Raw genomic sequence first — 23277 nt, 5'->3', positions numbered from 1 at the left:
CGATCGATCGTCGCGATTACGGGGAGGGCCCGGAGTTGAGCAGCCCGTCGGGTATCGGTGGAGCCCTGGAAGGCCTGCTGCGGCAGGCACAGGAGCAGCAGCGCCGGCTGGCCGAGCTCCAGCGGCAGCGGGCGGAGCTGCGGGTCACCGGGGAGAGCCCGGACGGGCTGGTTCGGGTGACTGTGGACGGCGACATGAAGGTCGGCGACGTCGAGCTGAACGCGCGGGCCATGCGGCTGGACAGCTTCTCGCTGGCCCAGTCGATCCAGGCCGCTGTCGGCGCCGCGTACGCGGCGTTCGAGGAGCGCCAGCGGGAGATGCTGGGCGAGATGCTCGGCGACTCCGAGACGGTCCGCCGGGCGCAGGACGGCACGCTGACCCCGGAGGACTGGTTCCGCCAGTTCGGGGTGGATCTGTCCGACCCGACCCGCAATCTGCGGCGCTGAGCGAGAGGGGACGACGATGCCGAACACCGTCGACGTCGACGCGATCCGGAAGGCGAGCCGGATGCTCGACGCCCCGGACGGCCCGATCCAGTACCTGCGCAACGTCGAGGCGCTGCTGGCCGAGGTGAAGCTGCCCGGCAGCGCGCTGAGCTGGTTCGGCACCGGCGCGGTGGAGCGGCACAACGCGGCGGTGGACGGGCACCTCGACAACGTCCGGACCGGCGTGGAGCATCTGCGCAAGGCCGCCGCGCAGCTCGAACAGAGCGCGAAGAACTGGGAGAAGTCGGATCAGCCCTGGGTGGTCAAGTGACCGGCCGGGCCCGCCAGGGGAAGGACGCCTGATGCCACCGGAGATCCTCATCGCCAACGCCTCGGGGACGGTGACCGGCTCGGTGTCGGTCGCCCAGACCACGGCGCCGGTACGGTCGGCCGCGGCCATCGCCCGGGGAAACCTGGTCTGGATCGCCGCCTCGGCGGCGCTGATCGGCACCATCCTCTACCTGGAGTCGTTCGACAACCAGCAGGTGAACGAGTCCATCAAGAAGTGGGACGAGGCGGCCCGTCTGCTCGGGGCGGACCAGTTCGGCGCGGCGATGGCGGCGGTCCCGCCGGAGGCGTCGGAGTGGGACTTCGACGACCGGGACGCGTTCGACCAGTTCATGCGCAAGCTCGGCGCGGAGATCAACTCGCTGGCCGAGGCGTTCAACGCCAACCGGGACACGCTCACCGCGGCCCGGGACGCGTACAACGACGCGGTCTCCGGCCTGGCTCAGGCGCTCATGCCGATCCTGGTCGCGGTGATCGCCTCGATCGCGCTCCAGTTCTTCCCCGCGACCACCGCGCTGGCCCAGGCCATCGGCATCGCCGGCCTGGCCGCCACCGCCGCGATCCTGGTCCTGGTCTTCGGGGAGATCAGCGCGTTGCTGCACGCGTTGCTCTCCGCGTTCCACACCGACAGCCGGTTCACGTTCACCGCGGACTCCCGGCCCGGCTGGGCGCCCGCCGGCTCCGACCCGGACATCAAGGACATCAAAATCGACTGGGTTCAGGACTCCGCGTTCTACAGGTGACGGGAGCGGGCCGTGGACACTCTGATCTTCGTGCTGTTTCTGTACGTCCTGCTGACCATCCCGGTCTTCGTGGTCCTGATGCTGTTCGCCGCGCTGACCCGTTCGGCGCGGCTGCGGCGGGCCGCCGAGGTGGTCTCGCTGAGCACCTGCGCGGCGTTGCTGGTGCTGACGTTCCAGCGCGCGTTCGAGAAGCCGCTGCTGTGGGTCGTGGTGGTGTTGCTGGTCGCGGTGCTGGCCTTCGGCGTGTCGACGATCGTGAGACGTGCCGATGACCGCCAGAGCGGCACCTGAGCGGTCCTGACCTCGGGATGGACCGTCCAACTCGTACGGAGAGCGCCGGATCGCCTTGTCGGTCCTGGGCTGTCGGAATACATCGATGGGACAGCAGGGCTGCGCGGGTTGGACATCGTCCGCTACGGTTCGGATGAAGTGTCCGTCGGTGGGGTGTGTTCGCCTTGCCGCGGGGGAGGGCGCGGCGGAACCGCCGCCACAAGATGACGGAAGGGTGTGAAGCATGGCGTTCGAGGTCAGTGCAGCGACTCTGCACACCGCCGCGAGTGACGTGCGGTCCACGCGCAGCGAGGTTGACGGCGAGCTGAAGAAGCTGTGGAACGTGGTCGACGACCTCGCGATGGCCTGGAAGGGCCAGGCGTCCACGGGCTTCCAGGGCCTGATGAACCGCTGGACCGAGGACACGACCAAGCTGCTGACCGCGATGGACAACATCGCGGACCTGCTCGACAAGTCGGGCACCACGCACCAGGTCAACGACGAAGAGCAGCAGCAGATGCTGGACAAGTTCCACGCTGCTCTCAACCCGTGATCCGCGAAGACAGGCAGAGGAGGAACTGATGAGCATCAAGGTTGACTACGCTGTTCTCGAGAGCAGCAACCAGCAGATGCAGGCCATCTCGCGGATCATCGACGAGAAGCTGGACACGCTGCGGGCGATGCTGACCAAGCTCGAGTGGGAGGGCCAGGACCGGGCCGCCTACCAGCAGCACCAGGCCCAGTGGGACGCCGCCGTGCGGGACATCAACAAGGTCCTGAACGAGATCGGCGGCGCGGTGGGCATCGCGCGCGAGAACTACATGACCACGGAGATGAGCAACTCCAAGGTCTGGGGCAGCTGAACCAGGACCGGTCCACAGCGGCTCCGCTCCGGCTCGTGCCGGGCGGAGCCGTCGTGTATTCCGGCCTCGTCGTGTGTTGCGGCATGTCGTGTATTCCGGCAGTGCCGTCGCGCCTCGCGTCGACGGCGCGGCGGCCGGTCAGGCGTCCTGCGGGACGTCCCGTCGGCCGGGGCGCCAGCCGCGTCGCCGGCCGCGTACCAGGATCGGCCGCAGCGTCAGCAGGACGCCGGCGAGCAGCCCGCCGACGACGGCGACCCAGATCGCGACGGTGCGCTGCCACGCCAGCGGGTCGGTGGGCGGCGCCGGCGGCGGCATGGCGCCCAGCGGCGGGTCCGCACGGGTGCCGAGCAGGCTGGTCACCGCCCGGTAGGGGTTGACCATCCCGTAGCCGACGTCGGCGTTGTGTCCGTCGGGCGGGTTGTCGGCGGTGCGGGTCAGCCGGTGGGCGACCTCGGCGGTGCTGATGTCGGGGTGGGCGGCCCGTACCAGCGCGGCGACCCCGGAGACGTACGCGGTGGCGAAGCTCGTCCCGCCCTGCGGCTCGGCCCGGTAGCCGGACCCCTGCGGCGCGGGCCCGACGATGTTCAGCCCGGGACCGGCGATGTCCACATAGTCCCCGCTGACCGAGCTGCCCACATGCCCGCCCTGCTCGTCCAGGCCGGCGACGGCGATGACCCCGGGGTACGCCGCCGGATAGGCCGGCCGGTCCTCCCGGTTCTCCTGCCGGTTGCCGGCGGAGGCGACGACCACCACGTCCTTGTCGAGCGCGTACTGCACGGCCGACTTCAGCGCCGGGTCGTCGAGCGTGACCAGGGACAGGTTGATCACGTCGGCGTCGTTGTCGACCGCCCAGCGGATCGCCTTGCCGATCTCGGCCGGCACGTCCGGGTCGAAGTTCTCCTTGTTCTCGGCCAGCACGCGCAGCGGCAGGATGCGGGCCTCCGGCGCGATGCCGGTGTACGGCGAGCCGGTGCCCTCCCGCCCCGCGATGATGCCGGCGACCATGGTGCCGTGACCGACCAGGTCACACTGGCCCTGGAGCCGGACGAGCTGGTTGAAGTCCTCACCGGGCAGCACCCGCCCGCGCAGCAGGGGATGGGACGGCGAGACCCCGGAGTCGATCACGGCGACGGTGATCCCCGCGCCCTTGCCGACCCGCCACGCGGCGGCCGGGTCGAGGCGGCTCAGCGCCCACGGTGTCTCGGTGGGCGCGGGACCACCGGTGGGCCCGCACTTCGGGGCGGCCACCGCGGGCGAGGGCACCGTCAGCGCGCCGCCGAGCAGGGCGGCCGCCGCCGCTCCGGAGAGGACGGACCTGATCCGGTGTCCGGCCCGGACGCGTCGCTCTGTCGCGCCCGGCCGCAAGCTGTCGCGCACGCGGTGAGATTACCGTCGCGCGCGCCCGCGCGGGCGCACGCGGTCGCGGGAGCCGGTCACCGGTCGGCGGCGACGTCGCCGGCCGGCTCGGCGGCGAAGAGAGCCAGCAGGGCGCCGACCTGCTGGTCGGCCTCCGCCGGGTGCCGGAAGCGTCCCGTCGGGTTGATCGTGTACTCGTTGCGCCGCCCCACCCGGGTGCGCTGCAGGTAACCCCCGGCCTCCAGGTCGGCGACGATGGCCTGGGCCGCCCGTTCGGTCACGCCCACCTCGTCGGCCACGTCCCGCAGCCGCGCGGTGGGGTTGCGCGCGATCGCCAGCAGCACATGCCCGTGATTGGTGAGGAAGGTCCAGTTACGGCGGCTCCCGTCCTCACCTGGTGTCGTCGCCATGGTGGTCATGCTATGGCCACCGACGCGGTCGACCCGAATCGGACGCGGCCCGGCACGGGAAAGTATGAAATGCGTATCACGAATCTTGACGTGCCCCAGACGTCGTGTGACCGTGAAGTCGTGAGGCCGTACGGCCTGGTCGTTCCCCAGGTAGACGAGGTGAGGCAGATGACGCCGAGAAGCCCGGAGCAGGCGCTCGCGGAACTGCGCACCGGTAACCACCGGTTCGTCACCGGTGTGCCGCAGCATCCGAATCAGGACGCCGGGCACCGGGCGGCAGTGGCCGACGGCCAGCACCCCTTCGCGGTGATCGTCGGCTGCTCCGACTCGCGGCTCGCGGCGGAGATCATCTTCGACCGGGGTCTCGGCGACCTCTTCGTGGTGCGTACCGCCGGGCACACCGCCGGGCCCGAGGTGCTCGGCAGCGTCGAGTACGCGGTCACCGTGCTTGGTACGCCGCTCGTGGTGGTGCTCGGGCACGACTCCTGCGGCGCGGTCCAGGCCGCCCGGGAGGGGGTCCGCACCGGCGCCGCGCCGGCCGGACACCTGGGCGCGGTGGTGGACGCGGTCTCGCCCAGCCTGCTGCGGGCCGCCCGGCAGGGGATCGACGACCTCGACGGCATCGTCGACGTCCACATCGCGCAGACCGTGGAGACGCTGCTGGCCCGGTCCGCCGTGCTGGCCGAGCGGGTCGCTGCGGGCCGATGCACGGTGGTGGGAATGTCGTACCGGCTCTCCGGCGGCGAGGTGCGGACAGTGGCGCAGGTCCCGGCGCCACTGCCCGCTCCCTCGGCGCCGGCGGACGCGGACGCGGCGCTGGCCGGCTGACCGCGGCGCCGGACGACAGAAGGGGCCGCCCACGGGCGGCCCCTTCTGTCTGCGTCCAGGTCAGAGCATCGACATGTGGACGTGGTCGGTGTGGTTCGACGGCCCGCTGTACGAACTCCAGCCGGTGGCCGGGAACCAGATCTGCCGGTTCCAGATGACGTAGTAGATGCCCAGCCGGTCGGCGTTGCGGATGAGGAAGGCGGCCACGTCGTTGCCGTACTTGCGGGTGTCGTCGTTGTGCCAGGGCGCGAAGCCGCTGTTCTGCAGCGACCAGTCGCACGCCTTGCCCTTGGGGTGCTCCCACGGCCCGCCCGGCCGGTAACAGCCCACGAAGCGCGTATAGCCGGCGCGCCGGACCTCCTTGTAGGCGTGCAGCGTCCGCGGCGTGACGCAGCCCGAGGTGGTCGGGTCGTTCTCGCTGCACGACTCGGCCTTCCAGCCGCCGTCGGCGGTGCGGCCGGGACCGATCTTGGCGACCGGTGAGGTGGCGTCGACCAGGCCGCCGGTGAAGCCGAGGCCGCCGACGAGCTTGAGGGCGCGCTCGGCCTGCACCTTCTCGCGCTCCATCGCGTTCTTCTGCTTCTCCTGCTCGCGCACCTCGGCGTCGAGCGCGATCTTGGCCTGCTCGGCGCGGGTCTTGACCGCGTTGATGGCGGCCAGGCGCTGCGCGTTGAGGAGGTTCAGCTCGTCCAGGGCGTTGACGCGGCGGACGAACGAGTCGGGCGAGTTGCTCTCCAGCAGCATCGCCATCGCGCCCATCCGGCCGGTCCGGTAGGACTGGGCGGCGAGCTGGTTGACCTGCGGGCTGAGCGCCTCGAGTTCGGCCTGTGCCGTCTGCACCTCGGCGGCCAGCCGCCGCTGGCGGTCCTGCGACTTGGCCAGCTTCGCCTTCGCCTGGAGGAAGTTCCGGTTGGCGCTGTCGATGGCCTCGGTGATGAGCGGTGGTTCGCCGTCCTCCTCGTGCCCGGACGGCTTCGGGGCCGCGGCGGCGGGGGCCGCCGTCGCCGCGTTCGGCCCGGCCAGCACTGCCAGCGAGGCCAGCACGGCCACCAGGGGTGTCAGCCAGCGGCGCAGGGGTGGCGTCACAGTGTTCCCTTCCGTCGGCCGCCGACCGGGTTAGCTGACGGGTTCGGGACGGAAGTGGCCCCTACCGCTCGCGCGGATTCACCCCATGTACCTGGTTCCCCGGCTCGCCCGTAGGCGATTGGGCGGCGGCACCGCTGGCGCCGGTGCGCGCCTTCGGCGGTGACCGGCAGCGAGGTTACCCGACAGCACTCCTGCGGATCTACGTCCGGAAGCCGACCAATAGCGAGATTTCGCCGTGGCCCGCCGTGACCAGCGTCGCGTTTGAAATCGATGGTCACCGTGCGGAGTCTCACCATGTCGCCTCCGTACTCCTTCCGCCGCCGAGCGCCTCCAGCGCGTCGTCGCGTCCGGCCGGCGGACGGGGCGCGGGGGCCGCCGGCTCCGCGGGCTCCGCGCCGGGCGCGCGCCGTCCGGCGGTGGTCACGATCGCGGCCAGTGCGGTCGTCAGCGGTACGGCCGCGATCAGGCCGAGCGTGGCCACCGCGCTGCGGACGATCTCCTGGGCGAGGAACTCGCTCGTGAGGATCTGGCTCACCGGGCGGGAGTCGGCGACCAGCAGGAGCAGGAGCGGCAGCGAGGCGCCCGCGTACGCCAGCACGATGGTGTTGACGGTGGACGCGATGTGGGCCCGGCCGACGCGGGTCGCCGCCCGGTAGAGCTGCCGCCGGGACAGTCCCGGGTTGGCGTGCGCGAGTTCGGTGACGGTGGCCGCCTGGGTGACCGTGACGTCGTCCAGCACGCCCAGCGAGCCGATGATGATGCCCGCCAGCAGCAGCCCGTGCAGGTCCACGTCGGCCCGGAACATGGACAGGGTGGTGGCGTCCTCGCTGCCGAAGCCGGTCAGGTGGGTGGCGGACGTGGCGAGCAGGCCGAGCACGCCGGTGATCACCAGGCTGCCCAGCGTGCCGAGCACCGCCACCGACGTCTGCGCGGTGACCCCGTGCGTCAGGTAGAGCACCACGAACATGATCAACGCGGCGCCCACGATCGCCACCAGCAGCGGCGGCTGGCCGCCGCCGATGCCGGGCAGCACGAAGCCGAGCAGGATCGCGAAGCTGGCCACCAGGCCGCCGAGCGCGGCGAGCCCGCGCCAGCGCCCGAACGCCACGATCGCGGCGGCGAAGAGCACCAGCAGCCAGATCAGCGGGGTGCCGCGCTGGTGCTCGGCGATGTTGTAGGACTTCACCGACGGGTCGGCCGGGTCGATCAGCTCGACCAGCACGATCTTGTCGCCGACCTCGACCCGTGGCGCCCCCGGCCCGGCCGGCAGCGGCGTCTCGACCTGCCGGCCCGCGTCCGGGCCCTGCTCGGCGGTGACGGTCGCGGTGCCGCAGGGGCCGCCCGCGCCCTCCGCGCCCTCCGGGGCCTCCGGGGTCGGCGGGCAGGGTTCGGTGACCACCCGGGTCACGGTGCCGTGGTAGCGGGGGACGTCCGCGCCGCCGACCGGCTCCCGGTCCTGCCGGGGCCAGAGCACCAGCGCCGCGATCACGGTGAGCGCGAACAGCGGCACCACGACGGCGACGAGCAGCCGCCGTACGCCCGGTGGCGTGGGCGGTGCGGGGCGGGTGTGGTCGGCACCCAAGGCGTCTCTCCCAACGGTCGCGGCGACGCCTGGTCCGCCGGACCGGTCTGGTCACCGGGCCGGCGCGGACGTGTCGACCACGTCCGGGTCGTCGCCCCGACATGGTAGGCAGCCCGGCTGAGCGCTCCCGGGCACCGTGGCCGGGGACGCGCGGCCCGCGCGGTCAGGCCAGGCCGGCCCGGCGTCGCCGGTACTCGTCCTCGTCGATCTCGCCGCGGGCGTACCGCTCGTCGAGGATGCGCCGGGCCGTCGTCGGGCCCAGGTACTGCGGGCCGGTCCACCGCACGGCCGCCCAGACGAGCCCCGCCAGCACCGCGAGGACCAGCAGGGACCAGATCCACATCCAGCCCATCATCGGGCTCTGCCACATCATCGGGCCGCCCTCCGTCCGTCACCGCGGGTCCGCCGGGCCGGCCTGCCCGCCACTTCGACGGTACGTCCGCGCGGGCGCGTCGGGTCGGGTCGATGTGCCCTGCTCCGAGGGCCGGAGGTCCCCCTCAGCCGCGCTTCATCAGGCGGCCGACGGCGGCCATCATCTCGGTCGCCATCTCGTCGGCCCGGCCCTCGGCGGCGCCCTCGTGCATGCAGTGCCGCGCGTGCCCGTCGAGCAGGCCGAGGCCGACCTTGTCCAGCGCCGCCTGGATGGCCGAGATCTGGGTCAGCACGTCGATGCAGTAACGGTCGTCCTCGACCATCTTCTCGATGCCCCGGACCTGACCCTCGATGCGGCGGAGCCGGGCGAGGAGTTGGTCCTTGCTGGCGGTGTAGCCCCGGGTCGGGCTGGACGGCGCGGTCATGAAAACGAGGATAGCGTACCCCTCGGGGGTATGCTAACGTGTCGACAGTACCCCCAGGGGGTATAGGATCGGAGGGCGAGATGGAGAGCACCTACCAGGTGAGCGGCATGACCTGCGGCCACTGCGTCAAGTCGGTGAGCACCGAGCTGAGCGCGCTTCCGGGCGTCACCGACGTCCAGGTCGACCTGGCCACCGGCCGGGTCACCGTCACCAGTCAGAACCCGCTGGACGCGGACGCCGTCCGGGCGGCGGTCGACGAGGCCGGCTACGACCTCGTCGGTGCGTGACGGGTCCACGGACCCGCGGGAACGAGGAGAAACCATGAATACGGCGACGAAGCTCGGCGGCTTCGCGCTCGGCCTCGTGGCGGTCTTCGGCGCGGCGTACGGGATCGGCAACCTGGCCGACCCCGTCGCCCCGGCCGCCGAGACCCGCCACGACGACAGCGGCAGCGACCACGGGACCGGCGACACCGGTCACGGTGACGAGAGCCAGGCGGGCGGCGCCGCCGCGCACCTGCCCGGCGGGCTGCTCGTCTCCGAACGCGGCTACACGCTCCAGCCCGCCACCGCGGCGGCCGGGCAGTTCGCCTTCCGGATCACCGGCCCGGACGGCGCGCCGGTCACCCGCTTCGAGGTGGCCCACGACAAGCGCATGCACCTGATCGTCGCCCGCCGGGACCTCTCCGGGTTCCGGCACGTCCACCCGGAGATGGCCGGCGACGGCACCTGGCGGGTCGCCTCCCCGCTCGACGGCCCCGGGGCCTGGCGGGCGTTCGCCGACTTCACGCCCGAAGGCGGCGAGCCGCTGACGCTCGGCCTGGACGTCACGGTCCCCGGTGAGCTGGCCGCCCGTCCGCTGCCGGAACCGGCCACCAGCACCACGGTCGACGGCTACACAGTCACCCTGACCGGCACGCCGGAGCCGGGCCGGACCAGCCGGCTCACGCTCTCCGTCAGCCGCGACGGGCGGCCGGTCACCGACCTGCAGCCCTACCTCGGCGCGTACGGGCACCTGGTGGCGCTGCGGCAGGGCGACCTTGCCTACCTGCACGTGCACCCGGAGGGCACGCCCGGCGACGGGCGCACACCGGCCGGTCCGGCGATCACGTTCGCCGCGGAGGTGCCCTCGGCCGGGGCGTACCGTCTCTACCTGGACTTCCGGCACGGCGACGCGGTGCACACGGCCGAGTTCACAGTCCTGGCCGGCGACCGGACCGCGCCGGCGCCCACCGCGCCGGCATCCACCACCGCACCGACCCCGGACGCCGGACACGGCACGCCGGGGCACGGGCACAGTTGAGCGCCGGAGGCGCCGCGATGACTGCCACGGGAAAGGCGCTGCCCACCGCGCCGAACCTGATCGAGCTGGCGATCGGCGGGATGACCTGCGCGTCCTGTGCCGCCCGGATCGAGAAGAAGCTCAACCGGATGGACGGCGTCGAGGCGACTGTGAACTACGCCACCGAGAAGGCCACCGTCCGGTACGCCGACGACATCGCGCCGGCCGACCTGATCGCCACAGTCGAGAAGACCGGCTACACCGCCGTGGTGCCGCCCCCGCCCGAGCAGGCGGCCGCAGCGGCCGGGGAGCCGGTGGACGAGCTGCGCGCCGCGCGTACGCGGCTCTGGGTCTCCGCCGTGCTCACCGTGCCGGTGATCGTGCTCGCCATGGTTCCGGCCTGGCAGTTCGACTACTGGCAGTGGGCCTCGCTCACGCTGGCCGCGCCGGTCGTGGTCTGGGGCGGGCTGCCGTTCCACCGCGCCGCCCTGGTCAACCTGCGGCACGGCGCGGCGACCATGGACACGCTCGTCTCGCTCGGCACGCTCGCCGCGTTCGGCTGGTCGCTCTGGGCGCTGTTCCTCGGCGACGCCGGCATGCCCGGGATGAAGCACCCGTTCAGCCTCGACATCACCCGTGGCGACGGCGCCGGCAACATCTACCTGGAGGCCGCCGCCGGGGTGACCGTGTTCATCCTGGCCGGGCGGTACTTCGAGGCCCGTTCCAAGCGCACCGCCGGGTCGGCGCTGCGCGCCCTGCTCGAACTCGGGGCCAAGGACGTCGCGGTGCTGCGCGGCGGCCAGGAGGTCCAGGTCCCGGTCGACCGGCTCGCGGTCGGCGACCGGTTCGTGGTCCGGCCCGGCGAGAAGGTCGCCACCGACGGCGTGGTCGAGGAGGGCACCTCGGCCGTCGACGCCAGCATGCTCACCGGCGAGTCGGTGCCGGTCGAGGTGGGGCCGGGCGACACGGTGGTCGGCGCGACTGTGAACGCCGGCGGCCGGCTGGTCGTGCGGGCCACCCGGGTCGGCGGCGACACCCAGCTCGCCCAGATGGCGCGGCTGGTGGAGCAGGCGCAGACCGGCAAGGCGGCCGTGCAGCGGCTCGCCGACCGGATCTCCGGCGTCTTCGTGCCGATCGTGATCGCGCTGGCCGCCGGCACGCTCGGCTGGTGGCTCGGCACCGGCTCGGGTACGACCGCCGCGTTCACCGCCGCGGTGGCCGTGCTGATCATCGCCTGCCCGTGCGCGCTCGGCCTGGCCACGCCGACGGCGCTGCTCGTCGGCACCGGACGCGGCGCGCAGCTCGGTGTGCTGATCAAGGGGCCGGAGATGCTGGAGTCCACCCGCCGGGTCGACACCGTGGTGCTGGACAAGACCGGCACCGTCACCACCGGCCGGATGGCGCTGGCCGAGGTGCTGCCCGCCGACGGCGAGGACGCCGCCGAGCTGCTCCGGGTGGCCGGGGCGCTGGAGGCCGCTTCCGAGCACCCGATCGCCCGGGCCGTCGCCGAGGGCGCGGCCGAGGCCGGGCCGCTGCCGCCGGTCGGCGAGTTCGCCAACGCCGAAGGGCTCGGCGTGACCGGCACGGTCGAGGGCCGGACCGTGGTGGTCGGCCGGGCGCGGCTGCTGCGCGAGCGGGGTCTCGACGTACCCGAGGAGGTCGCGCGGGCCGCGACCGGCGCGGAGGCGGCGGGCCGGACGGCGATCCTGGCCGGCTGGGACGGGCGGGCCCGGGGCGTGCTCGCGGTGGCCGACGCGGTGAAGCCGACCAGCCGGACGGCCGTCGCCCGGCTGCGCGAGCTGGGGCTCACACCGGTGCTGCTCACCGGCGACAACGCCACGGTGGCGAGGGCGGTCGCTGAGGAGGTCGGCATCGACGAGGTGATCGCGGAGGTGCTGCCCGCCGAGAAGGTCGCGGTGATCGAGCGGCTCCAGGGCGAGGGCCGGGTGGTCGCGATGGTCGGCGACGGGGTCAACGACGCCGCCGCGCTGGCCCGGGCCGACCTCGGGCTGGCCATGGGCACCGGCACCGACGCGGCCATCGAGGCCGCCGACCTGACGCTGGTCCGGGGTGACCTGACCGCGGCTGTGGACGCGATCCGGCTCTCCCGGCGCACGCTGGCGATCATCAAGGGAAACCTGTTCTGGGCGTTCGCCTACAACGTCGCGGCGTTGCCGCTCGCGGCGGCCGGGCTGCTCAACCCGATGCTCGCCGGGGCGGCGATGGCCTTCTCGTCGGTCTTCGTGGTGGGCAACAGTCTGCGGCTGCGGCGTTTCCGCCCGATCGGGTGAGGGGATTGGGCGGGCGGCCGACGGGGTAACCAGTTGTCGTCAGGCAATCGCATCAGTGGAGGTCATCATGGGTCTCGACGACAAGATCGACAACACTTCCCAGGACGCCGCGGGCAAGGTCAAGGAGGGCGTCGGCCGCGCCACGGACAACGAGCGCCTGGAGGCCGAGGGCCGCAACGACCAGGCCGGCGCCAAGCTCAAGCAGGCCGCCGAGAAGATCAAGGACGCCTTCAAGAGCTGACGTACGCGACGCACACCCACCGGGTCGGCCCTCGGGCCGGCCCGGCGTGCTGTCCAGGCCCGCCTCAGCGCGGCCGGTCACCGGTCAGGCGCGCGGCGCGGGCCTGGAGGTAACGGCGCTCCGGCAGGCTGGTGGTGGCCCGCGCGGCGGCCAGGTACGCGGCCCGCGCGTCCGCCCGGTCCCCGGCCAGGTCGAGCAGATGCGCGCGGACGGCGGCGAGACGGTGGTGGCCGGCGGTCCGGCCGTCGGCGTCGAGCGGTTCCAGCAGCGCGAGCCCGGCGCGCGGACCGTCCACCATGGCCACCGCGACCGCCTGGTTGAGTGTGACCATCGGATTCGGCGCGATGTGGGCCAGCACCCGGTAGAGCGCGACGATCTGCGGCCAGTCAGTGGTCGCCGCGGAGGGGGCCTCCGCGTGCACCGCCGCGATGGCCGCCTGCACCTGGTACGGCCCCGGCGACGACCAGGTCAGCGCCTCGGTCACCAGCGCCACCCCCTCCTCGATCGCAGCCCGGTCCCACCGGCCGCGGTCCTGCTCGGCCAGCGGCACCAGCTCGCCGTCCGGCCCGGTACGCGCCGCCCGGTGCGCGTCGGTGAGCAGCATCAGCGCCAGCAACCCGGCCACCTCGCCGTCGTCCGGGAGCAGCCGGCGCAGCTCCCGGGCCAGCCGGATCGCCTCGGCGGTCAGCTCCGCCCGGTGCAGCGCCTCGCCGCTCGACGCCGCGTACCCCTCGTTGAAGACCAGGTAGAGCACGCGCAGCACCGCGCCCAGCCGCTCGTCGCGGTCGGCCGGCGAAGGCAGCGTGAAACGCGCGCCGGCCGCCTCGATCCGCTGCTTCGCGCGGCGGATCCGCTGGCTCATGGTCGCCTCCGGCACCAGGTACGCGCGGGCGATCTCGGCGGTGCTCAACCCGCCCACCGCACGCAGCGTGAGCGCCACCTGCGCGCTGACCGGCAGCGCCGGATGGCAGCAGAGGAACAGCAGCTTCAGCGTGTCGTCCCCGCTCGGCGGCTCCTCGTCGGCGGGCGGCGCGACAGTCGCGTACGCGGGCTGCCGGACCGCCACCGCGACCTCGCGTGCCCGGCGGGCGTGCTCACGGCGCCACTCGTCGGTGAGCCGGCGGGTGGCGACGGTGACCAGCCACGAGCGGGGGTGGTCCGGCAGGCCCTGCTCCGGCCACTGGACGGCGGCGGCCAGCAGCGCCTCCTGGACCGCGTCCTCGCAGGCGTAGAACTGGCCGTGCCGGCGCACGAGCACGCCGAGGACCTGCGGCGCGAGCGTGCGCAGCAGGTCCTCGACCGCAGGTGAGGTCACATCTCCGTCCCGGCCTGCTCCATCACCGCGCGCACCTCCAGCACGCCGAAACCGTGCCGCACGTCCGGCCAGCGCGCGGCGATCTCGGCGGCCCGCTCCGGGGTCTCGCAGTCGACAGTCAGGTAGCCGGCGAACTGTTCCTTGCTCTCCACGAACGGCCCGTCGGTGATCTCGGTGCCGCCGGAAGCCGCCGGCCGTACCGTCCGGGCCTGCGACGGGTGCGCCAGCGCCTCACCGCCGACCAGCTCACCGGACTCGGTCAGCTCCTTCATGATCACGTCGACCTCGCCGAAGATCGCGTTGCGCTCCGCCTCGGACAGCTCCTCCACGAAGCCGGGCCGGTTCCAGATCAGCAGCATGTACTTCACGGGTCACTCCTCGGGTCCGGGGCCACCGTCGGTGGCGCCTCGCAGACGGGTCGGAGCCGGTCCGCCCGAACCGACATCATCCCGGGAAAAGGTCAGCGGGCCCCGCGTACCGGGCGGCGCGCCGGGCGGCCCGGGTCGAGCGAGGCCCGGTCGGCCGCGCTGGTGCCGGAGACCCAGCCCTGTTCGTCGCGCACCTGGAGCCGGTGCCGCGTGGTGCCGGGAAAGAGCTGGTCGACGCGTTCCCGGACGGCGTCCGAGCGGGCCGCGAGCACCGGCAGCAGCCGGTCGTCGTCGCTCTCCTCGGCCGCGACCGCGCTGGCCTCGCGCAGCCGGTCACCGATCCGCAGCGCGAACGCGTTGAGGAACGACTCGTCGTAGCCCTTGGTACGCCGTCCGCCGGCCTTGCCGCGCTCACCCCGGCCGCGCAGCATCGCGGCGGTGGCCTGCACCAGCAGCGAGGTGTGCAGCAGCTCCACCGCGGCCAGGTCGGCCGGGAAGCCGAGCACCGTGGCGAAACCCAGGTCGTCGGACCAGACCGACTCGCACCGGTTCGCCGCCGCCACCTCCTGGACCAGCAGCGCCTTCGCCGCCGCGTACGGGGCGTCGACGCCGATCCGGACCCCGCCCGGAGCACCGGACCGCTCGGCGGCGGCGTCGAGCAGCGCCGCGTCGATGCTGTGCCGGGCCATCAGCTCCTGCGCCTTCGCGGTGAACGCCTCCGCCTCGGCCGGATAGGCGGTCGACTCGGCCTTGGCGAGCAGCGCGCGTACCCGGTCGAGCATCCGGGAACCGCTCGGCGTCGCGGCGGCGTGTGGGACGGCGGCCGAGCCCGGCGGGGGCCGCAGTACCGCGATCGGCGGCAGCCCCGCCACCAGGACGAGCGCGTCGACGGCGTCCCGCAGCGCGGTGATCCGGTCGCCGTCGGCGCGCCGGTCCAGCCAGCCCGCGTCGTCGTCCCAGCGGGCGCCGGCCTCGGTGAGCTGCGCGTCGAACCACTCCGGGACGGGTGCCGGCAGGGTGCGCCGCTGGGCGGCCATGGCGTCGCGCAGCAGGCGGGCCCCGCGCGGGGTCAGCCGCCGGGTGGCGAGCCGGTCCAGGTCGGCGGGCTGCCAGCCGCGTGGCCAGAGCCGGCCCACGTCCCGGGTCAGCCGGGCCAGCAGCGCCGCGTCCACCGCGGCGCCGTCGGCCACCACCAGCCCGTCGAGGGCCCGTTCGGCGGCGCGTACGTCGGTGCCGCGCGCCGTCGCCACGGCGTCGTCGAGCAGTCGGTCGGCTGGTGACACGGGTGGCTCTCCCTGAACTCCGGCAGGCGGCCTCTCGCTCACCCCGACACCCGACGGTACCCGGCCCGCCCGTTCAACCTTCCCGGCCTGCCGTCCGTACTCCTGCCCGAGCGGGTGGGGGCGACGGACGGAGATCGACGTGGGCGGGCGTGACCGAGGGCTGCACCGGCGACGGCGGAGGCCGCGATCCGGGCGGATCCTGGCGGTGGTCCTGGTCGGGGCCGTGCTCGCCGCCGGCGGGTACGCCGCGCGGCACCCGGACCTGCTGGACCGCGTCGACGTGCGGCGGACCGTGCAGGCGGCGGCGCCGAGCGCGCCCGCGCCGGACGCGCGTCCCTCGCCGACGGCGGTGCCGACGCCGGTCCCGGCGGCCGGACGGGTGGCGCCCGGCATCGGCTACCCGACCCGGGGCAGCGGCACCTTCCGCACCGCCGACACCGTCGGCGCGGTGGCGGGGCGCTCCGGCGAGCTGCTGCGCTACCGGGTCGCCGTCGAGGACGGCATCCGCAACGTGGACGTGGAACGCTTCGCCCGCGAGGTCGCGGCGACGCTCGCCGACCGGCGGGGCTGGACCGGCGACGGCCGGTGGCGGCTGCAACGGGTGGGCCGCGACGACAGGGCGGACTTCACCGTGCTGCTCACCACGCCGGTGACCCGGGGGCGGCTCTGCGGCGACCCGAGCGACAGATACACGTCCTGCCGCAACGGCGACCAGGTGGTGATCAACGTGGCCCGCTGGGTGTACGGGGTGCCGCACGTGCCCGACCTCGACCTTTACCGGCAGTACCTGCTCAACCACGAGGTCGGTCACCGGCTGGGCCGGGGACACGAGCGCTGCCCCCGGGCCGGCGGTCCGGCGCCGGTGATGGTGCAGCAGACGCTCGGGCTGCACGGGTGCACGCCGAACCCGTGGCCGATCGTGGACGGCGAACCGCTCGCCGGGCCGTCCGGCCAGTACGACGACCCGATCCCGGCCGGGGACCGCTGAGCCCTCGCCCGGCGACCGTCCCGGGCCGTCAGCGGGAGAACGCGGCCCAGATGTTCTTGGTGGACCCGGTGGCGTACCAGCCGACGTCGAGCGAGACCGACTGGGCCAGGAACAGTCCGCGCCCGCCCGAGTCCGTCGGGCTGATGTCGGTCAGCTCCGGCACCGAGCTGACGTCGTGGTCGGCCACGTCGAGCAGGAACCGGTCGTCGGTGGCGAGCAGCGTGATGATGGTGGGCGGGCGGCCGTGCCGCAGCGCGTTGCTGGCCAGTTCGGTGGCGACCAGCACGACCAGGTGCGGCACCTCGTCCAGGTCCTCACCCTGCACCAGGCCGTGCCGGTTCAGCGCGTCGCGCAGCGAGGCGCGCAGGACGCGCAGATCCTCCGGGGAGTCGAGCACCCACCGCTCCAGCTCCGAGGCCTGTGGCGGCGGCGGCGAGGTGCGCAACTGTCCCATGATCTGGCTTTACCCTGCGTAGCCGTTCGTTAAGCAGTCACCGTCGCAACAGCGCGAACACTCCCCACCCCATGTACTCGCGCTGGAAGCGGACGTACCGCAGCGGGTCCTCGGTCAGCTCCCGCCGCAGCTCCGGGGCCAGTTCGTCGTCCGGATTGGCGTCCAGCCAGCGGCGCAGGTTCAGCCAGTGCGCGGCCGCGTACCGGTCCCAGCTGTCCTGGTCGGCGAGGACCATCTCGACCAGGTCCCAGCCGCACTCGCCGAAGAGCCGCACCAGGCCGGGCAGGTCGTGGAACTCGTCCCGGGACCGGGCGTGCGAGCCGGTGACCGTCTCCTCGTCCGGCGGGTCCCGCCGCCAGTAGGGCTCGCCGACCAGCGCCATGCCGCCGGGCCGCAACGCCCGGCCGAGCAGTTCCAGCGTGCCCGGCACCCCGTCGCCGATCCAGGTCGCCCCGACACAGGCCGCCACGTCGACCGGCCGCTCCGGTGAGTACGCCGCCGCGTCGCCGTGCACGAACCGTACGTGCTCGGTGACGCCCAGTTCGGCGGCGCGTTCCCGGGCGGCGGCGGTGAAGGCGCTGCTGATGTCGACCCCGGTGCCGGTGACCCCGTGGTCGCGGGCCCAGGTGCAGAGCAGCTCGCCCTTGCCGCTGCACAGATCCAGCAGCTCGTCGCCGGGTCGCAGCCGGATCGCGCGGCCCAGCGTGGCCAGCTTGACGTCGTCGAACGGATTGAGGATCCGCAGGTCGCCCTCGCGGATGGTGAAGCTGCGCGGCAGGTCCGGTGCTGTCATCCGGGGAGCGTGCGCCGCCCGGCCGACGGCGGCAACCGATTTGCGTCTGTGCTGCTCCGGGTCTCCTGCGGTACGGTCACGACATGGTGGTCGAGGAACACTGGTGGAACGGCGTCAACAACCCTCGCGGACGGCGTGACGTCTACATCTGCACCGACGGAAGCCAGTGGCAGGTCCAGGCACAGATCGGCGGGGCGTCCGGCCGGTCCAAGATCCAGCAGTGCCCGAGCCGTGGCTCGGCGAGCATCCTGGCGGGCGCGTGGCGCGCGAGTGGCTCCGGCTGGCGGGCGATGCCCCGCTGACCGCACGCTCAGTCACGAGGGCCGTGCACAGCGCGGTGCACGAGTGACTCGGCGACCTCGCCGAGGCACTAGTTGCCCGCGCTGTCGAGCGCTGAGGTCCGCGCCCCTGTCCGGTGGGCGTGAAACCGCCGTGAAACCGCGCTGATCCCCGCCGCCGTCACGGTTACCGCATGACGACGACAACCTCACCGATGGTCGAGGCGACCGGGCTGCGCAAGGCGTACCGGAAGCAGGTGGTGCTCGACGGCATCGACCTGCGCGTACCCGGGGCCACGGTCTTCGCCCTGCTCGGCCCGAACGGCGCCGGCAAGACCACCACAGTGCAGATCCTCTCCACGCTGATCCGACCGGACGGCGGAACCGTGCGCGTCGCCGGCCACGACCTGGCCGCCGAGCCGGACCGGGTACGCGCCGTGATCGGCGTGACCGGCCAGTTCTCCGCCGTCGACGCGTTGCTCACCGGCGCGGAGAACCTGCGGCTGATGACCGACCTGCGGCATCTGGGCCGGATCGAGGGACGGCGGGTGGTGGACGACCTGCTGGCCCGTTTCGACCTGACCGACGCGGCGGACAAGCCGGCGGCGGCGTACTCGGGCGGGATGAAGCGGCGGCTGGACCTGGCGATGACGCTCGTCGGCCGCCCCCGGCTGATCTTCCTGGACGAGCCGACGGCCGGCCTGGACCCGCGCAGCCGGCGGGCGATGTGGCAGATCGTGCGGGAGCTGGTGGCCGAGGGCACCACCGTCTTCCTGACCACGCAGTACCTGGAGGAGGCCGACCACCTGGCCGACCGGGTCGCGTTGCTCGACGGCGGTCGCCTCGTCGCCGAGGGCAGCCCGGCCGAGCTGAAGCGGCTGGTGCCCGGCGGTCACGTACGCCTGCACTTCACCGACCCGGCGCAACTGGCCGCGGCGGCCGGGCTGTTCCCGGCGGCCACCCGGCACGACGACGACCTCACGCTGCGGGTGCCCGGCGACGGCGGCGTCAGCGGGGTGAAGGCCCTGCTCGACCGGCTCGACGCGGCCGGCGTCGCCGTCGAGTCGATGAGCCTGCACACCCCCGACCTGGACGACGTCTTCCTGGCCCTCACCAGCCACCGCACCGAGGAGAAGGTGACCGCATGAGCACGCTCGCCCACACCGTCGGCGACTCGGCGACGATGCTGCGCCGCAACCTGAAGCACGCGGTGCGCTATCCGTCCCTGACGGCAGTGGTGATCGCCCTGCCGGTGGTCTTCCTGCTGCTGTTCGTCTACGTCTTCGGCGGCACGCTCGGCAACGGGCTCGGCGGCGTGGCCGGGGGCCGGTCCGCGTACGTCGACTACGTGACCCCCGGCATCCTGCTGCTCGCCCTGGCCGGCGCGGCGCAGGGCACCGCGATCTCGGTGGCCATGGACATGACCGAGGGCATCGTGGCCCGGTTCCGCACCATGTCCATCGCCCGCGCGGCGGTGCTCACCGGCCACGTCGTGGGCGCGGTGACGCAGACGCTGATCGGGCTGGCGGTGGTGGTCGCCGTGGCGCTGCTCGTCGGCTTCCGGCCGGATGCCGGCCCGGCGCAGTGGCTCGCCGCGGCCGGGCTGCTCACCCTCACCGCGTTCGCCATCACCTGGCTGTCGGTCGCGCTGGGCATGGTGCCCAAGAGCGTGGAGAGCGCCAGCAACCTGCCGATGCCGCTGATGCTGCTGCCGTTCCTGGGCAGCGGTTTCGTGCCGACCGACTCGATGCCCGGGTGGCTCGCCTGGTTCGCCGAGCACCAGCCGTTCACCCCGATCATGGAGACGCTGCGCGGGCTGCTCCTGGCCGGTCCGGTCGGCGGCGGCGACGCGCTCGCGGCGGTGGCCTGGTGTGCCGGGATCAGCCTGGTGGGCTACCTGTGGGCGCGCCGGTTGTACGACCGGGACCCGTCCCGCTGAGTTCCGCCAGGGCGACGAGCCGCAGCTCGTCGTGGTCGAGGGCGGCGTACGACGCGCGGGCCGCGTCGTACGCCGCCGGGTCGGCGTCCCGCGCCGCCTGCCGGGCCGCCGCCGAGGACATGGTGGGCTGGAAGTTGCGCTGGTAGCCGAAGCGTTCGGCGAGCGCGACGAGCCGGGCGCCGGCAGCCTTGTCGCCGGCACCGCCCGACCGGTCCAGCTCGACCAGTGCGACGGCGAGCAGCAGAGACCCGTGGATCGGCAGTTGCACGAGAAAGCCCGGCGCGTCGGCGATCGGGTCGGCCAGCAGAGCCGCGCTCCTGCGGCGCAGCGCGTCGGCGAGCCCCGGCACCAGGTCCAGCCGGCCGTGCCGGGCGTGTGCCGCCAGGGCGGCCGCCCGGATCTCCAGGTGCCACGGCGCGTCGCCGGGCGGTCCGGACCAGATGAGCGGGTCGGCCGGCTGCCGCAACCCGTCCAGCGCCTCCCGCCAGCCGGCCAGTCCGGCGTCGACGTCGCCCCGGGCCAGCGCGAATTCGGCCCGGATGCCGCGCTCGTACGCCCGCATGCCGTACTGGTCGTCCTGCGCCGGCGCGGCGTCGTACCGGCCGTCGCAGGCGTCGGCGGTGGCCAGCCGCAGCCAGCGTTCCGCCTCGTCGACCTCACCGAGCCCGAGGTTCACCAGGACCAGGCTCCACCGGATCTGGAGCCGGTCCCACCACGGGCCGGAGTCGGCAAGCAGGTCCAGCGCGGCGGTCAGGTGATCCCGGGCCTCCGTCGAGCGTTCGGTCTGCATGCACAACTCGCCGATCCGCGAGTGGACGAGCACCCGCAGCCACGGGATCGGCCGGTGGGCCAGCGCGTCCAGCATCCGCCGCGCCGCGTCCAGCGCGTCGTCCGGCCGCCCGGCCTGCTCCAGCAGGTAGCTGGCCAGGCCGTTCGCCATCGCGGCGACCAGCGGCTGCGGATGCGCGCGCAGCGCGGCGAGCGCGGCCGGGTCGGCCACGATCTCGGGGATCGCGCCCAGGACCGTCGCCATCGCGCCGACCAGGTCGCCCGTCGGGGGCGGCGGCAGCCTCCGCAGCACCACGAGCGAGCGGGTCGCCCGCCGTCCGGCGATCATCAGGCTGTGCGCCACGCCGAGCACGGCCACGGTACGGGCCGGCGCCACGAACTCCGGCGCGGGCCGGTAGTGGGACAGCAGGAAGTCGGTGTCGGCGACCAGCGTGAGCATCCGGGTGTAGCTGGTGTCGAGCGTCCACAACGCGGCGAGCGCGGCGGCGACGCCGACCACTGTGGGCGCGTCCGACCGGGCCGAGGCCAGTCGCAGCGCGGCGACGAGATTGTCCTGTTCGGACCGGACCGCCGCCAGGGCGGTGAACGGCTCGGGGCCGAGCAGCGTCTCGTGCTGCCCGAGACCGAACTCGCGGGCCCAGGCGAGGAACGCCGCCACGACAGGGTCCGTCTCGCCGGCCTCGGACCGGCGGGCCGCGCCGAACTCCCGCACCGTCTCCAGCATCCGGAACCGGATCGCCTCGGGCGTCTCCTCCACGCGCAGCAGCGACTGGTCGACCAGATGTTCCAGCACCGGCAGCGCGTCGTCGCCCAGCACCCGGTCGGCCGCCGCCGTGGTGAAGCCGTCGGGGAACACCGACAGCGCCCGCAGCGCCGCCCGCCCCTCCGGCCGCAGCAGGTTCCAGCTCCAGTCGACCACCGCGTGCAGCGTGTGGTGGCGCGGCGGCGCGTCCCGTGCGCCGCCGCGCAGCAGCCCGAACCGGTCGTCCAGCCGGCGGGCCAGCTCCGGCACGCTCATCGCCCGGACCCGGGCCGCGGCCAGCTCGATCGCCAGCGGCATCCCGTCCAGGTGCCGGCACACCTCGGCCACCTGCTCGGCGGGCAGCACCACGCCCGGCCGGGCGGCCCGGGCCCGCTGCGTGAACAACTCCACGGCCGTGTCCAGCGGCAGTTCGGGCAGCGCGTGCACCGCCTCCGAGGTCAACCCGAGCGGGGTGCGGCTGGTGGTCAGGACCCGCAGCTCCCGGGTCGCCGCCAGCAGCGCCGCCACCAGCTCGGCGACGCCCCGGACCACCTGCTCGCAGTTGTCCAGCACCAGCAGCACCGGCCCGGTGCCGAGCGCCGCCACTATCGCGGCGACCGGGTCGGCGGGCACCGGCAGCGCGCCGACCGGGCCGGCCACCGGCTCGCCGACCCCCAGCGCCGCCGCGACCGCGTCCGGCACGTCGCCGTCGGCGGTGACCGCGCCGAGCGCCACCAGACGTACGGCGCGTTGCGGCGCGCGCCGGGCCACCGCGTACGCGAGCCGGGTCTTGCCCAGCCCGCCCGGACCGACGACGGAGACCACCCGGGCGTCGGTCAGCAGGGACTCCACGGCGGTCAGGTCGTCGTCGCGGCCGAGCAGCGTGTTCGGCTCGTACGGGATGCCGGGCCGGGCCACCCGGCTCTCCCCGTCGAGCAGCTCCCGGTGCAGCTCGCGCAGCGCCGGCCCCGGGTCGGCGCCCAGCTCGTCGCGGAGCGAGCGACGGTAGTCGTCGTACCGGGTCAGGGCCGCCGACCGGCTGGTCACCGCCGCCTCGCAGCGGAGCAGCTCGGCCAGCAGCTCCTCGTCGTGGCGGGTCCCGGCGGCCAGCGCGGCGAGCCCGGGCAGCGCCTCCGCCGGCCGGCCGAGCCGGGACAACGCGATCGCCCGGGCCCGGGACAGCGCGCGGTACGTGGCCGCCCGGTCCGCGCGCAACGCGGTGAGCGGATCGCCCTCGCCCGGCTCGTCGCCCGGCGGGCCGGCCCAGTACGCCAGCCCCGCCTCCGCCTCGGCCAGCGCGTCCGCGTGCTCACCGGCTCGGGCCCGCCGCGCCGCCGCCTCCGCGTGCCGCAGCACCGCCGCCGCGTCCACCTGCGCGTCGGTGAGCGCCAGCCGGTAGCCGGTGGCGGTCCGCACGATCAGGTCGGCACCCAGCTCGGCGCGGGCCCGGGACACCAGGATCTGCAACGCCTTCACCGGGTGCCGGGGCGGTTCCTCCGGCCAGAGCGCCTCGACCAGCGCCCCGGTGCCGCAGCCCGCCCCAAGTCGCCCGGCCAGCAGCGCCAACAGCCCGCGCAGCCGGGCCCCACCGACCGGCACACCCCGGCAGACCACGTCCGACAGCAGGCTCAGTTCGGTGGCCACCGGGCCAGCGTAGGCGGCGGGCCGGCCCGTCACGGCCCCCGCGCCGGGGCGGTTCGTGCAGGCGGCGTGAAAAGCGCGTCAAGAAACCGCGGCCGCGCGTCATGGTCGCGTTATAGCCCCTGTCCGTACCCCCGGACCTGGCGTTTTGATTGCCCGGCGCGAC

27 protein-coding genes and 1 riboswitch are annotated in these 23277 nt (G+C 74.0%); of the genes, 15 read left to right on the top strand and 12 right to left on the bottom strand.

Annotation, left to right across the window (positions count from 1 at the left end):
• Window positions 1–35: 35 nt before the first annotated feature.
• The 6 genes from AMK25_RS02505 to AMK25_RS02480 all read left to right on the top strand — a co-directional run bounded on the left by AMK25_RS02505 (window position 36) and on the right by AMK25_RS02480 (window position 2649).
• A complete protein-coding gene (locus AMK25_RS02505; protein WP_073825897.1) occupies window positions 36–446 on the top strand; it encodes a YbaB/EbfC family nucleoid-associated protein in 411 nt (136 codons plus the stop codon).
• A gap of 16 nt (window positions 447–462) precedes the next feature.
• Complete coding sequence (locus AMK25_RS02500) at window positions 463–756, top strand: hypothetical protein (protein WP_073825893.1); 294 nt, start codon at window positions 463–465, stop codon at window positions 754–756.
• A 31-nt stretch (window positions 757–787) separates the two neighbouring features.
• On the top strand, window positions 788–1516 hold the full coding sequence (locus AMK25_RS02495; RefSeq protein WP_073825889.1) for a hypothetical protein: 729 nt from the start codon (window positions 788–790) through the stop codon (window positions 1514–1516).
• Window positions 1517–1528: 12 nt separating this feature from the next.
• The gene (locus tag AMK25_RS02490) at window positions 1529–1807 is read left to right on the top strand and encodes a hypothetical protein (protein WP_073825886.1); all 279 of its coding nucleotides are present in this window, start codon (window positions 1529–1531) and stop codon (window positions 1805–1807) included.
• Between the two features lie 223 nt (window positions 1808–2030).
• Entirely contained in the window at window positions 2031–2339 is a 309-nt protein-coding gene (locus tag AMK25_RS02485; protein WP_073825883.1) for a WXG100 family type VII secretion target, read from the top strand.
• 28 nt (window positions 2340–2367) lie between these two features.
• On the top strand, window positions 2368–2649 hold the full coding sequence (locus AMK25_RS02480) for a WXG100 family type VII secretion target (protein ID WP_043327076.1): 282 nt from the start codon (window positions 2368–2370) through the stop codon (window positions 2647–2649).
• A 138-nt stretch (window positions 2650–2787) separates the two neighbouring features.
• Here AMK25_RS02480 and mycP read toward each other — a convergent pair whose 3' ends face one another.
• Both mycP and AMK25_RS02470 read right to left on the bottom strand, forming a co-directional pair.
• Complete coding sequence (gene mycP / locus AMK25_RS02475; protein WP_241826220.1) at window positions 2788–4026, bottom strand: type VII secretion-associated serine protease mycosin; 1239 nt, start codon at window positions 4024–4026, stop codon at window positions 2788–2790.
• Window positions 4027–4082: 56 nt separating this feature from the next.
• Window positions 4083–4424: a helix-turn-helix transcriptional regulator gene (locus tag AMK25_RS02470; protein WP_073825880.1), complete on the bottom strand. Its 342-nt coding sequence runs from the start codon at window positions 4422–4424 to the stop codon at window positions 4083–4085.
• Window positions 4425–4583: 159 nt separating this feature from the next.
• On the opposite strand from AMK25_RS02470, the gene AMK25_RS02465 reads away from it, so the two are divergent.
• Window positions 4584–5243 carry a carbonic anhydrase gene (locus AMK25_RS02465; protein ID WP_073825876.1) on the top strand — a complete coding sequence of 220 codons (660 nt, stop codon included), beginning with the start codon at window positions 4584–4586 and terminating at the stop codon, window positions 5241–5243.
• Between the two features lie 60 nt (window positions 5244–5303).
• On the opposite strand, the gene AMK25_RS02460 is transcribed toward AMK25_RS02465, so the two are convergent.
• From AMK25_RS02460 to AMK25_RS02445, 4 genes are all read right to left on the bottom strand, one after another.
• Entirely contained in the window at window positions 5304–6329 is a 1026-nt protein-coding gene (locus AMK25_RS02460; protein ID WP_073825873.1) for a coiled-coil domain-containing protein, read from the bottom strand.
• Between the two features lie 4 nt (window positions 6330–6333).
• A riboswitch (cyclic di-AMP (ydaO/yuaA leader) is annotated at window positions 6334–6464 on the bottom strand.
• 154 nt (window positions 6465–6618) lie between these two features.
• Window positions 6619–7911, bottom strand: a complete 1293-nt coding sequence (locus tag AMK25_RS02455) for a YibE/F family protein (protein ID WP_073825870.1) — start codon at window positions 7909–7911, stop codon at window positions 6619–6621.
• Window positions 7912–8074: 163 nt separating this feature from the next.
• Window positions 8075–8284, bottom strand: coding sequence for an SHOCT domain-containing protein (locus AMK25_RS02450; RefSeq protein ID WP_030503502.1), 210 nt, complete (start codon window positions 8282–8284; stop codon window positions 8075–8077).
• 124 nt (window positions 8285–8408) lie between these two features.
• On the bottom strand, window positions 8409–8708 hold the full coding sequence (locus AMK25_RS02445) for a metal-sensitive transcriptional regulator (protein WP_013283780.1): 300 nt from the start codon (window positions 8706–8708) through the stop codon (window positions 8409–8411).
• 80 nt (window positions 8709–8788) lie between these two features.
• On the opposite strand from AMK25_RS02445, the gene AMK25_RS02440 reads away from it, so the two are divergent.
• From AMK25_RS02440 to AMK25_RS02425, 4 genes are all read left to right on the top strand, one after another.
• The gene (locus AMK25_RS02440; protein ID WP_073825867.1) at window positions 8789–8995 is read left to right on the top strand and encodes a heavy-metal-associated domain-containing protein; all 207 of its coding nucleotides are present in this window, start codon (window positions 8789–8791) and stop codon (window positions 8993–8995) included.
• Window positions 8996–9029: 34 nt separating this feature from the next.
• Window positions 9030–10010: a hypothetical protein gene (locus tag AMK25_RS02435; RefSeq protein WP_073825864.1), complete on the top strand. Its 981-nt coding sequence runs from the start codon at window positions 9030–9032 to the stop codon at window positions 10008–10010.
• 17 nt (window positions 10011–10027) lie between these two features.
• On the top strand, window positions 10028–12280 hold the full coding sequence (locus AMK25_RS02430) for a heavy metal translocating P-type ATPase (RefSeq protein ID WP_073825860.1): 2253 nt from the start codon (window positions 10028–10030) through the stop codon (window positions 12278–12280).
• A 67-nt stretch (window positions 12281–12347) separates the two neighbouring features.
• On the top strand, window positions 12348–12521 hold the full coding sequence (locus AMK25_RS02425; protein ID WP_073827041.1) for a CsbD family protein: 174 nt from the start codon (window positions 12348–12350) through the stop codon (window positions 12519–12521).
• 64 nt (window positions 12522–12585) lie between these two features.
• Here the strand turns inward: AMK25_RS02425 and AMK25_RS02420 are convergent, their stop codons facing one another.
• From AMK25_RS02420 to AMK25_RS02410, 3 genes are all read right to left on the bottom strand, one after another.
• Entirely contained in the window at window positions 12586–13836 is a 1251-nt protein-coding gene (locus tag AMK25_RS02420; RefSeq protein ID WP_073825857.1) for an RNA polymerase sigma factor, read from the bottom strand.
• A complete protein-coding gene (locus tag AMK25_RS02415) occupies window positions 13833–14195 on the bottom strand; it encodes a YciI family protein (protein ID WP_241826245.1) in 363 nt (120 codons plus the stop codon). The genes AMK25_RS02420 and AMK25_RS02415 overlap by 4 nt, the downstream gene beginning before the upstream one ends.
• A gap of 101 nt (window positions 14196–14296) precedes the next feature.
• On the bottom strand, window positions 14297–15487 hold the full coding sequence (locus AMK25_RS02410; RefSeq protein ID WP_073825851.1) for a DUF2786 domain-containing protein: 1191 nt from the start codon (window positions 15485–15487) through the stop codon (window positions 14297–14299).
• A 139-nt stretch (window positions 15488–15626) separates the two neighbouring features.
• Here AMK25_RS02410 and AMK25_RS02405 point away from each other — a divergent pair, with 139 nt between their 5' ends.
• A complete protein-coding gene (locus AMK25_RS02405) occupies window positions 15627–16475 on the top strand; it encodes a DUF3152 domain-containing protein (protein WP_073825848.1) in 849 nt (282 codons plus the stop codon).
• A gap of 28 nt (window positions 16476–16503) precedes the next feature.
• Here the strand turns inward: AMK25_RS02405 and AMK25_RS02400 are convergent, their stop codons facing one another.
• A complete protein-coding gene (locus tag AMK25_RS02400; RefSeq protein ID WP_073825846.1) occupies window positions 16504–16929 on the bottom strand; it encodes an ATP-binding protein in 426 nt (141 codons plus the stop codon).
• Window positions 16930–16966: 37 nt separating this feature from the next.
• Entirely contained in the window at window positions 16967–17722 is a 756-nt protein-coding gene (locus AMK25_RS02395) for an SAM-dependent methyltransferase (RefSeq protein WP_073825843.1), read from the bottom strand.
• A gap of 83 nt (window positions 17723–17805) precedes the next feature.
• Between AMK25_RS02395 and AMK25_RS02390 the strand changes: the two genes are divergently transcribed.
• The 3 genes from AMK25_RS02390 (at window position 17806) to AMK25_RS02380 (ending at window position 19939) form a co-directional block, all read left to right on the top strand.
• Window positions 17806–18024 (top strand): hypothetical protein, encoded by a 219-nt coding sequence (locus tag AMK25_RS02390; protein WP_073825840.1) that lies wholly within the window; start codon window positions 17806–17808, stop codon window positions 18022–18024.
• A 170-nt stretch (window positions 18025–18194) separates the two neighbouring features.
• Window positions 18195–19148 carry an ATP-binding cassette domain-containing protein gene (locus AMK25_RS02385; protein WP_073825837.1) on the top strand — a complete coding sequence of 318 codons (954 nt, stop codon included), beginning with the start codon at window positions 18195–18197 and terminating at the stop codon, window positions 19146–19148.
• A complete protein-coding gene (locus tag AMK25_RS02380) occupies window positions 19145–19939 on the top strand; it encodes an ABC transporter permease (protein WP_073825834.1) in 795 nt (264 codons plus the stop codon). Before AMK25_RS02385 ends, AMK25_RS02380 begins: the two co-directional genes overlap by 4 nt.
• Here the strand turns inward: AMK25_RS02380 and AMK25_RS02375 are convergent.
• On the bottom strand, window positions 19881–23114 hold the full coding sequence (locus AMK25_RS02375) for an ATP-binding protein (protein WP_073827040.1): 3234 nt from the start codon (window positions 23112–23114) through the stop codon (window positions 19881–19883). The genes AMK25_RS02380 and AMK25_RS02375 overlap by 59 nt on opposite strands.
• Window positions 23115–23277: the final 163 nt, after the last annotated feature.

Origin of the sequence: Micromonospora sp. TSRI0369, assembly GCF_001905625.1 — a bacterium.
Classification (GTDB): domain Bacteria; phylum Actinomycetota; class Actinomycetes; order Mycobacteriales; family Micromonosporaceae; genus Micromonospora; species Micromonospora echinospora_A.
The sequence above is the reverse complement of the archived record's forward strand: the minus strand, read 5'-3'. Positions and strand labels throughout refer to the sequence as shown.

Bases quoted from the DNA above. Each gene is read 5' to 3' on its own strand.
- AMK25_RS02470 (WP_073825880.1), bottom strand. From the start codon at position 4,424: ATGACCACCATGGCGACGACACCAGGTGAGGACGGGAGCCGCCGTAAC.
- AMK25_RS02390 (WP_073825840.1), top strand. From the start codon at position 17,806: ATGGTGGTCGAGGAACACTGGTGGAACGGCGTCAACAACCCTCGCGGA.
- AMK25_RS02450 (WP_030503502.1), bottom strand. From the start codon at position 8,284: ATGATGTGGCAGAGCCCGATGATGGGCTGGATGTGGATCTGGTCCCTG.
- AMK25_RS02425 (WP_073827041.1), top strand. From the start codon at position 12,348: ATGGGTCTCGACGACAAGATCGACAACACTTCCCAGGACGCCGCGGGC.
- AMK25_RS02465 (WP_073825876.1), top strand. From the start codon at position 4,584: ATGACGCCGAGAAGCCCGGAGCAGGCGCTCGCGGAACTGCGCACCGGT.
- AMK25_RS02415 (WP_241826245.1), bottom strand. From the start codon at position 14,195: ATGCTGCTGATCTGGAACCGGCCCGGCTTCGTGGAGGAGCTGTCCGAG.
- AMK25_RS02440 (WP_073825867.1), top strand. From the start codon at position 8,789: ATGGAGAGCACCTACCAGGTGAGCGGCATGACCTGCGGCCACTGCGTC.
- AMK25_RS02430 (WP_073825860.1), top strand. From the start codon at position 10,028: ATGACTGCCACGGGAAAGGCGCTGCCCACCGCGCCGAACCTGATCGAG.
- AMK25_RS02435 (WP_073825864.1), top strand. From the start codon at position 9,030: ATGAATACGGCGACGAAGCTCGGCGGCTTCGCGCTCGGCCTCGTGGCG.
- AMK25_RS02500 (WP_073825893.1), top strand. From the start codon at position 463: ATGCCGAACACCGTCGACGTCGACGCGATCCGGAAGGCGAGCCGGATG.
- AMK25_RS02400 (WP_073825846.1), bottom strand. From the start codon at position 16,929: ATGGGACAGTTGCGCACCTCGCCGCCGCCGCCACAGGCCTCGGAGCTG.
- AMK25_RS02495 (WP_073825889.1), top strand. From the start codon at position 788: ATGCCACCGGAGATCCTCATCGCCAACGCCTCGGGGACGGTGACCGGC.
- AMK25_RS02445 (WP_013283780.1), bottom strand. From the start codon at position 8,708: ATGACCGCGCCGTCCAGCCCGACCCGGGGCTACACCGCCAGCAAGGAC.
- AMK25_RS02380 (WP_073825834.1), top strand. From the start codon at position 19,145: ATGAGCACGCTCGCCCACACCGTCGGCGACTCGGCGACGATGCTGCGC.
- AMK25_RS02395 (WP_073825843.1), bottom strand. From the start codon at position 17,722: ATGACAGCACCGGACCTGCCGCGCAGCTTCACCATCCGCGAGGGCGAC.
- AMK25_RS02485 (WP_073825883.1), top strand. From the start codon at position 2,031: ATGGCGTTCGAGGTCAGTGCAGCGACTCTGCACACCGCCGCGAGTGAC.
- AMK25_RS02385 (WP_073825837.1), top strand. From the start codon at position 18,195: ATGACGACGACAACCTCACCGATGGTCGAGGCGACCGGGCTGCGCAAG.
- AMK25_RS02480 (WP_043327076.1), top strand. From the start codon at position 2,368: ATGAGCATCAAGGTTGACTACGCTGTTCTCGAGAGCAGCAACCAGCAG.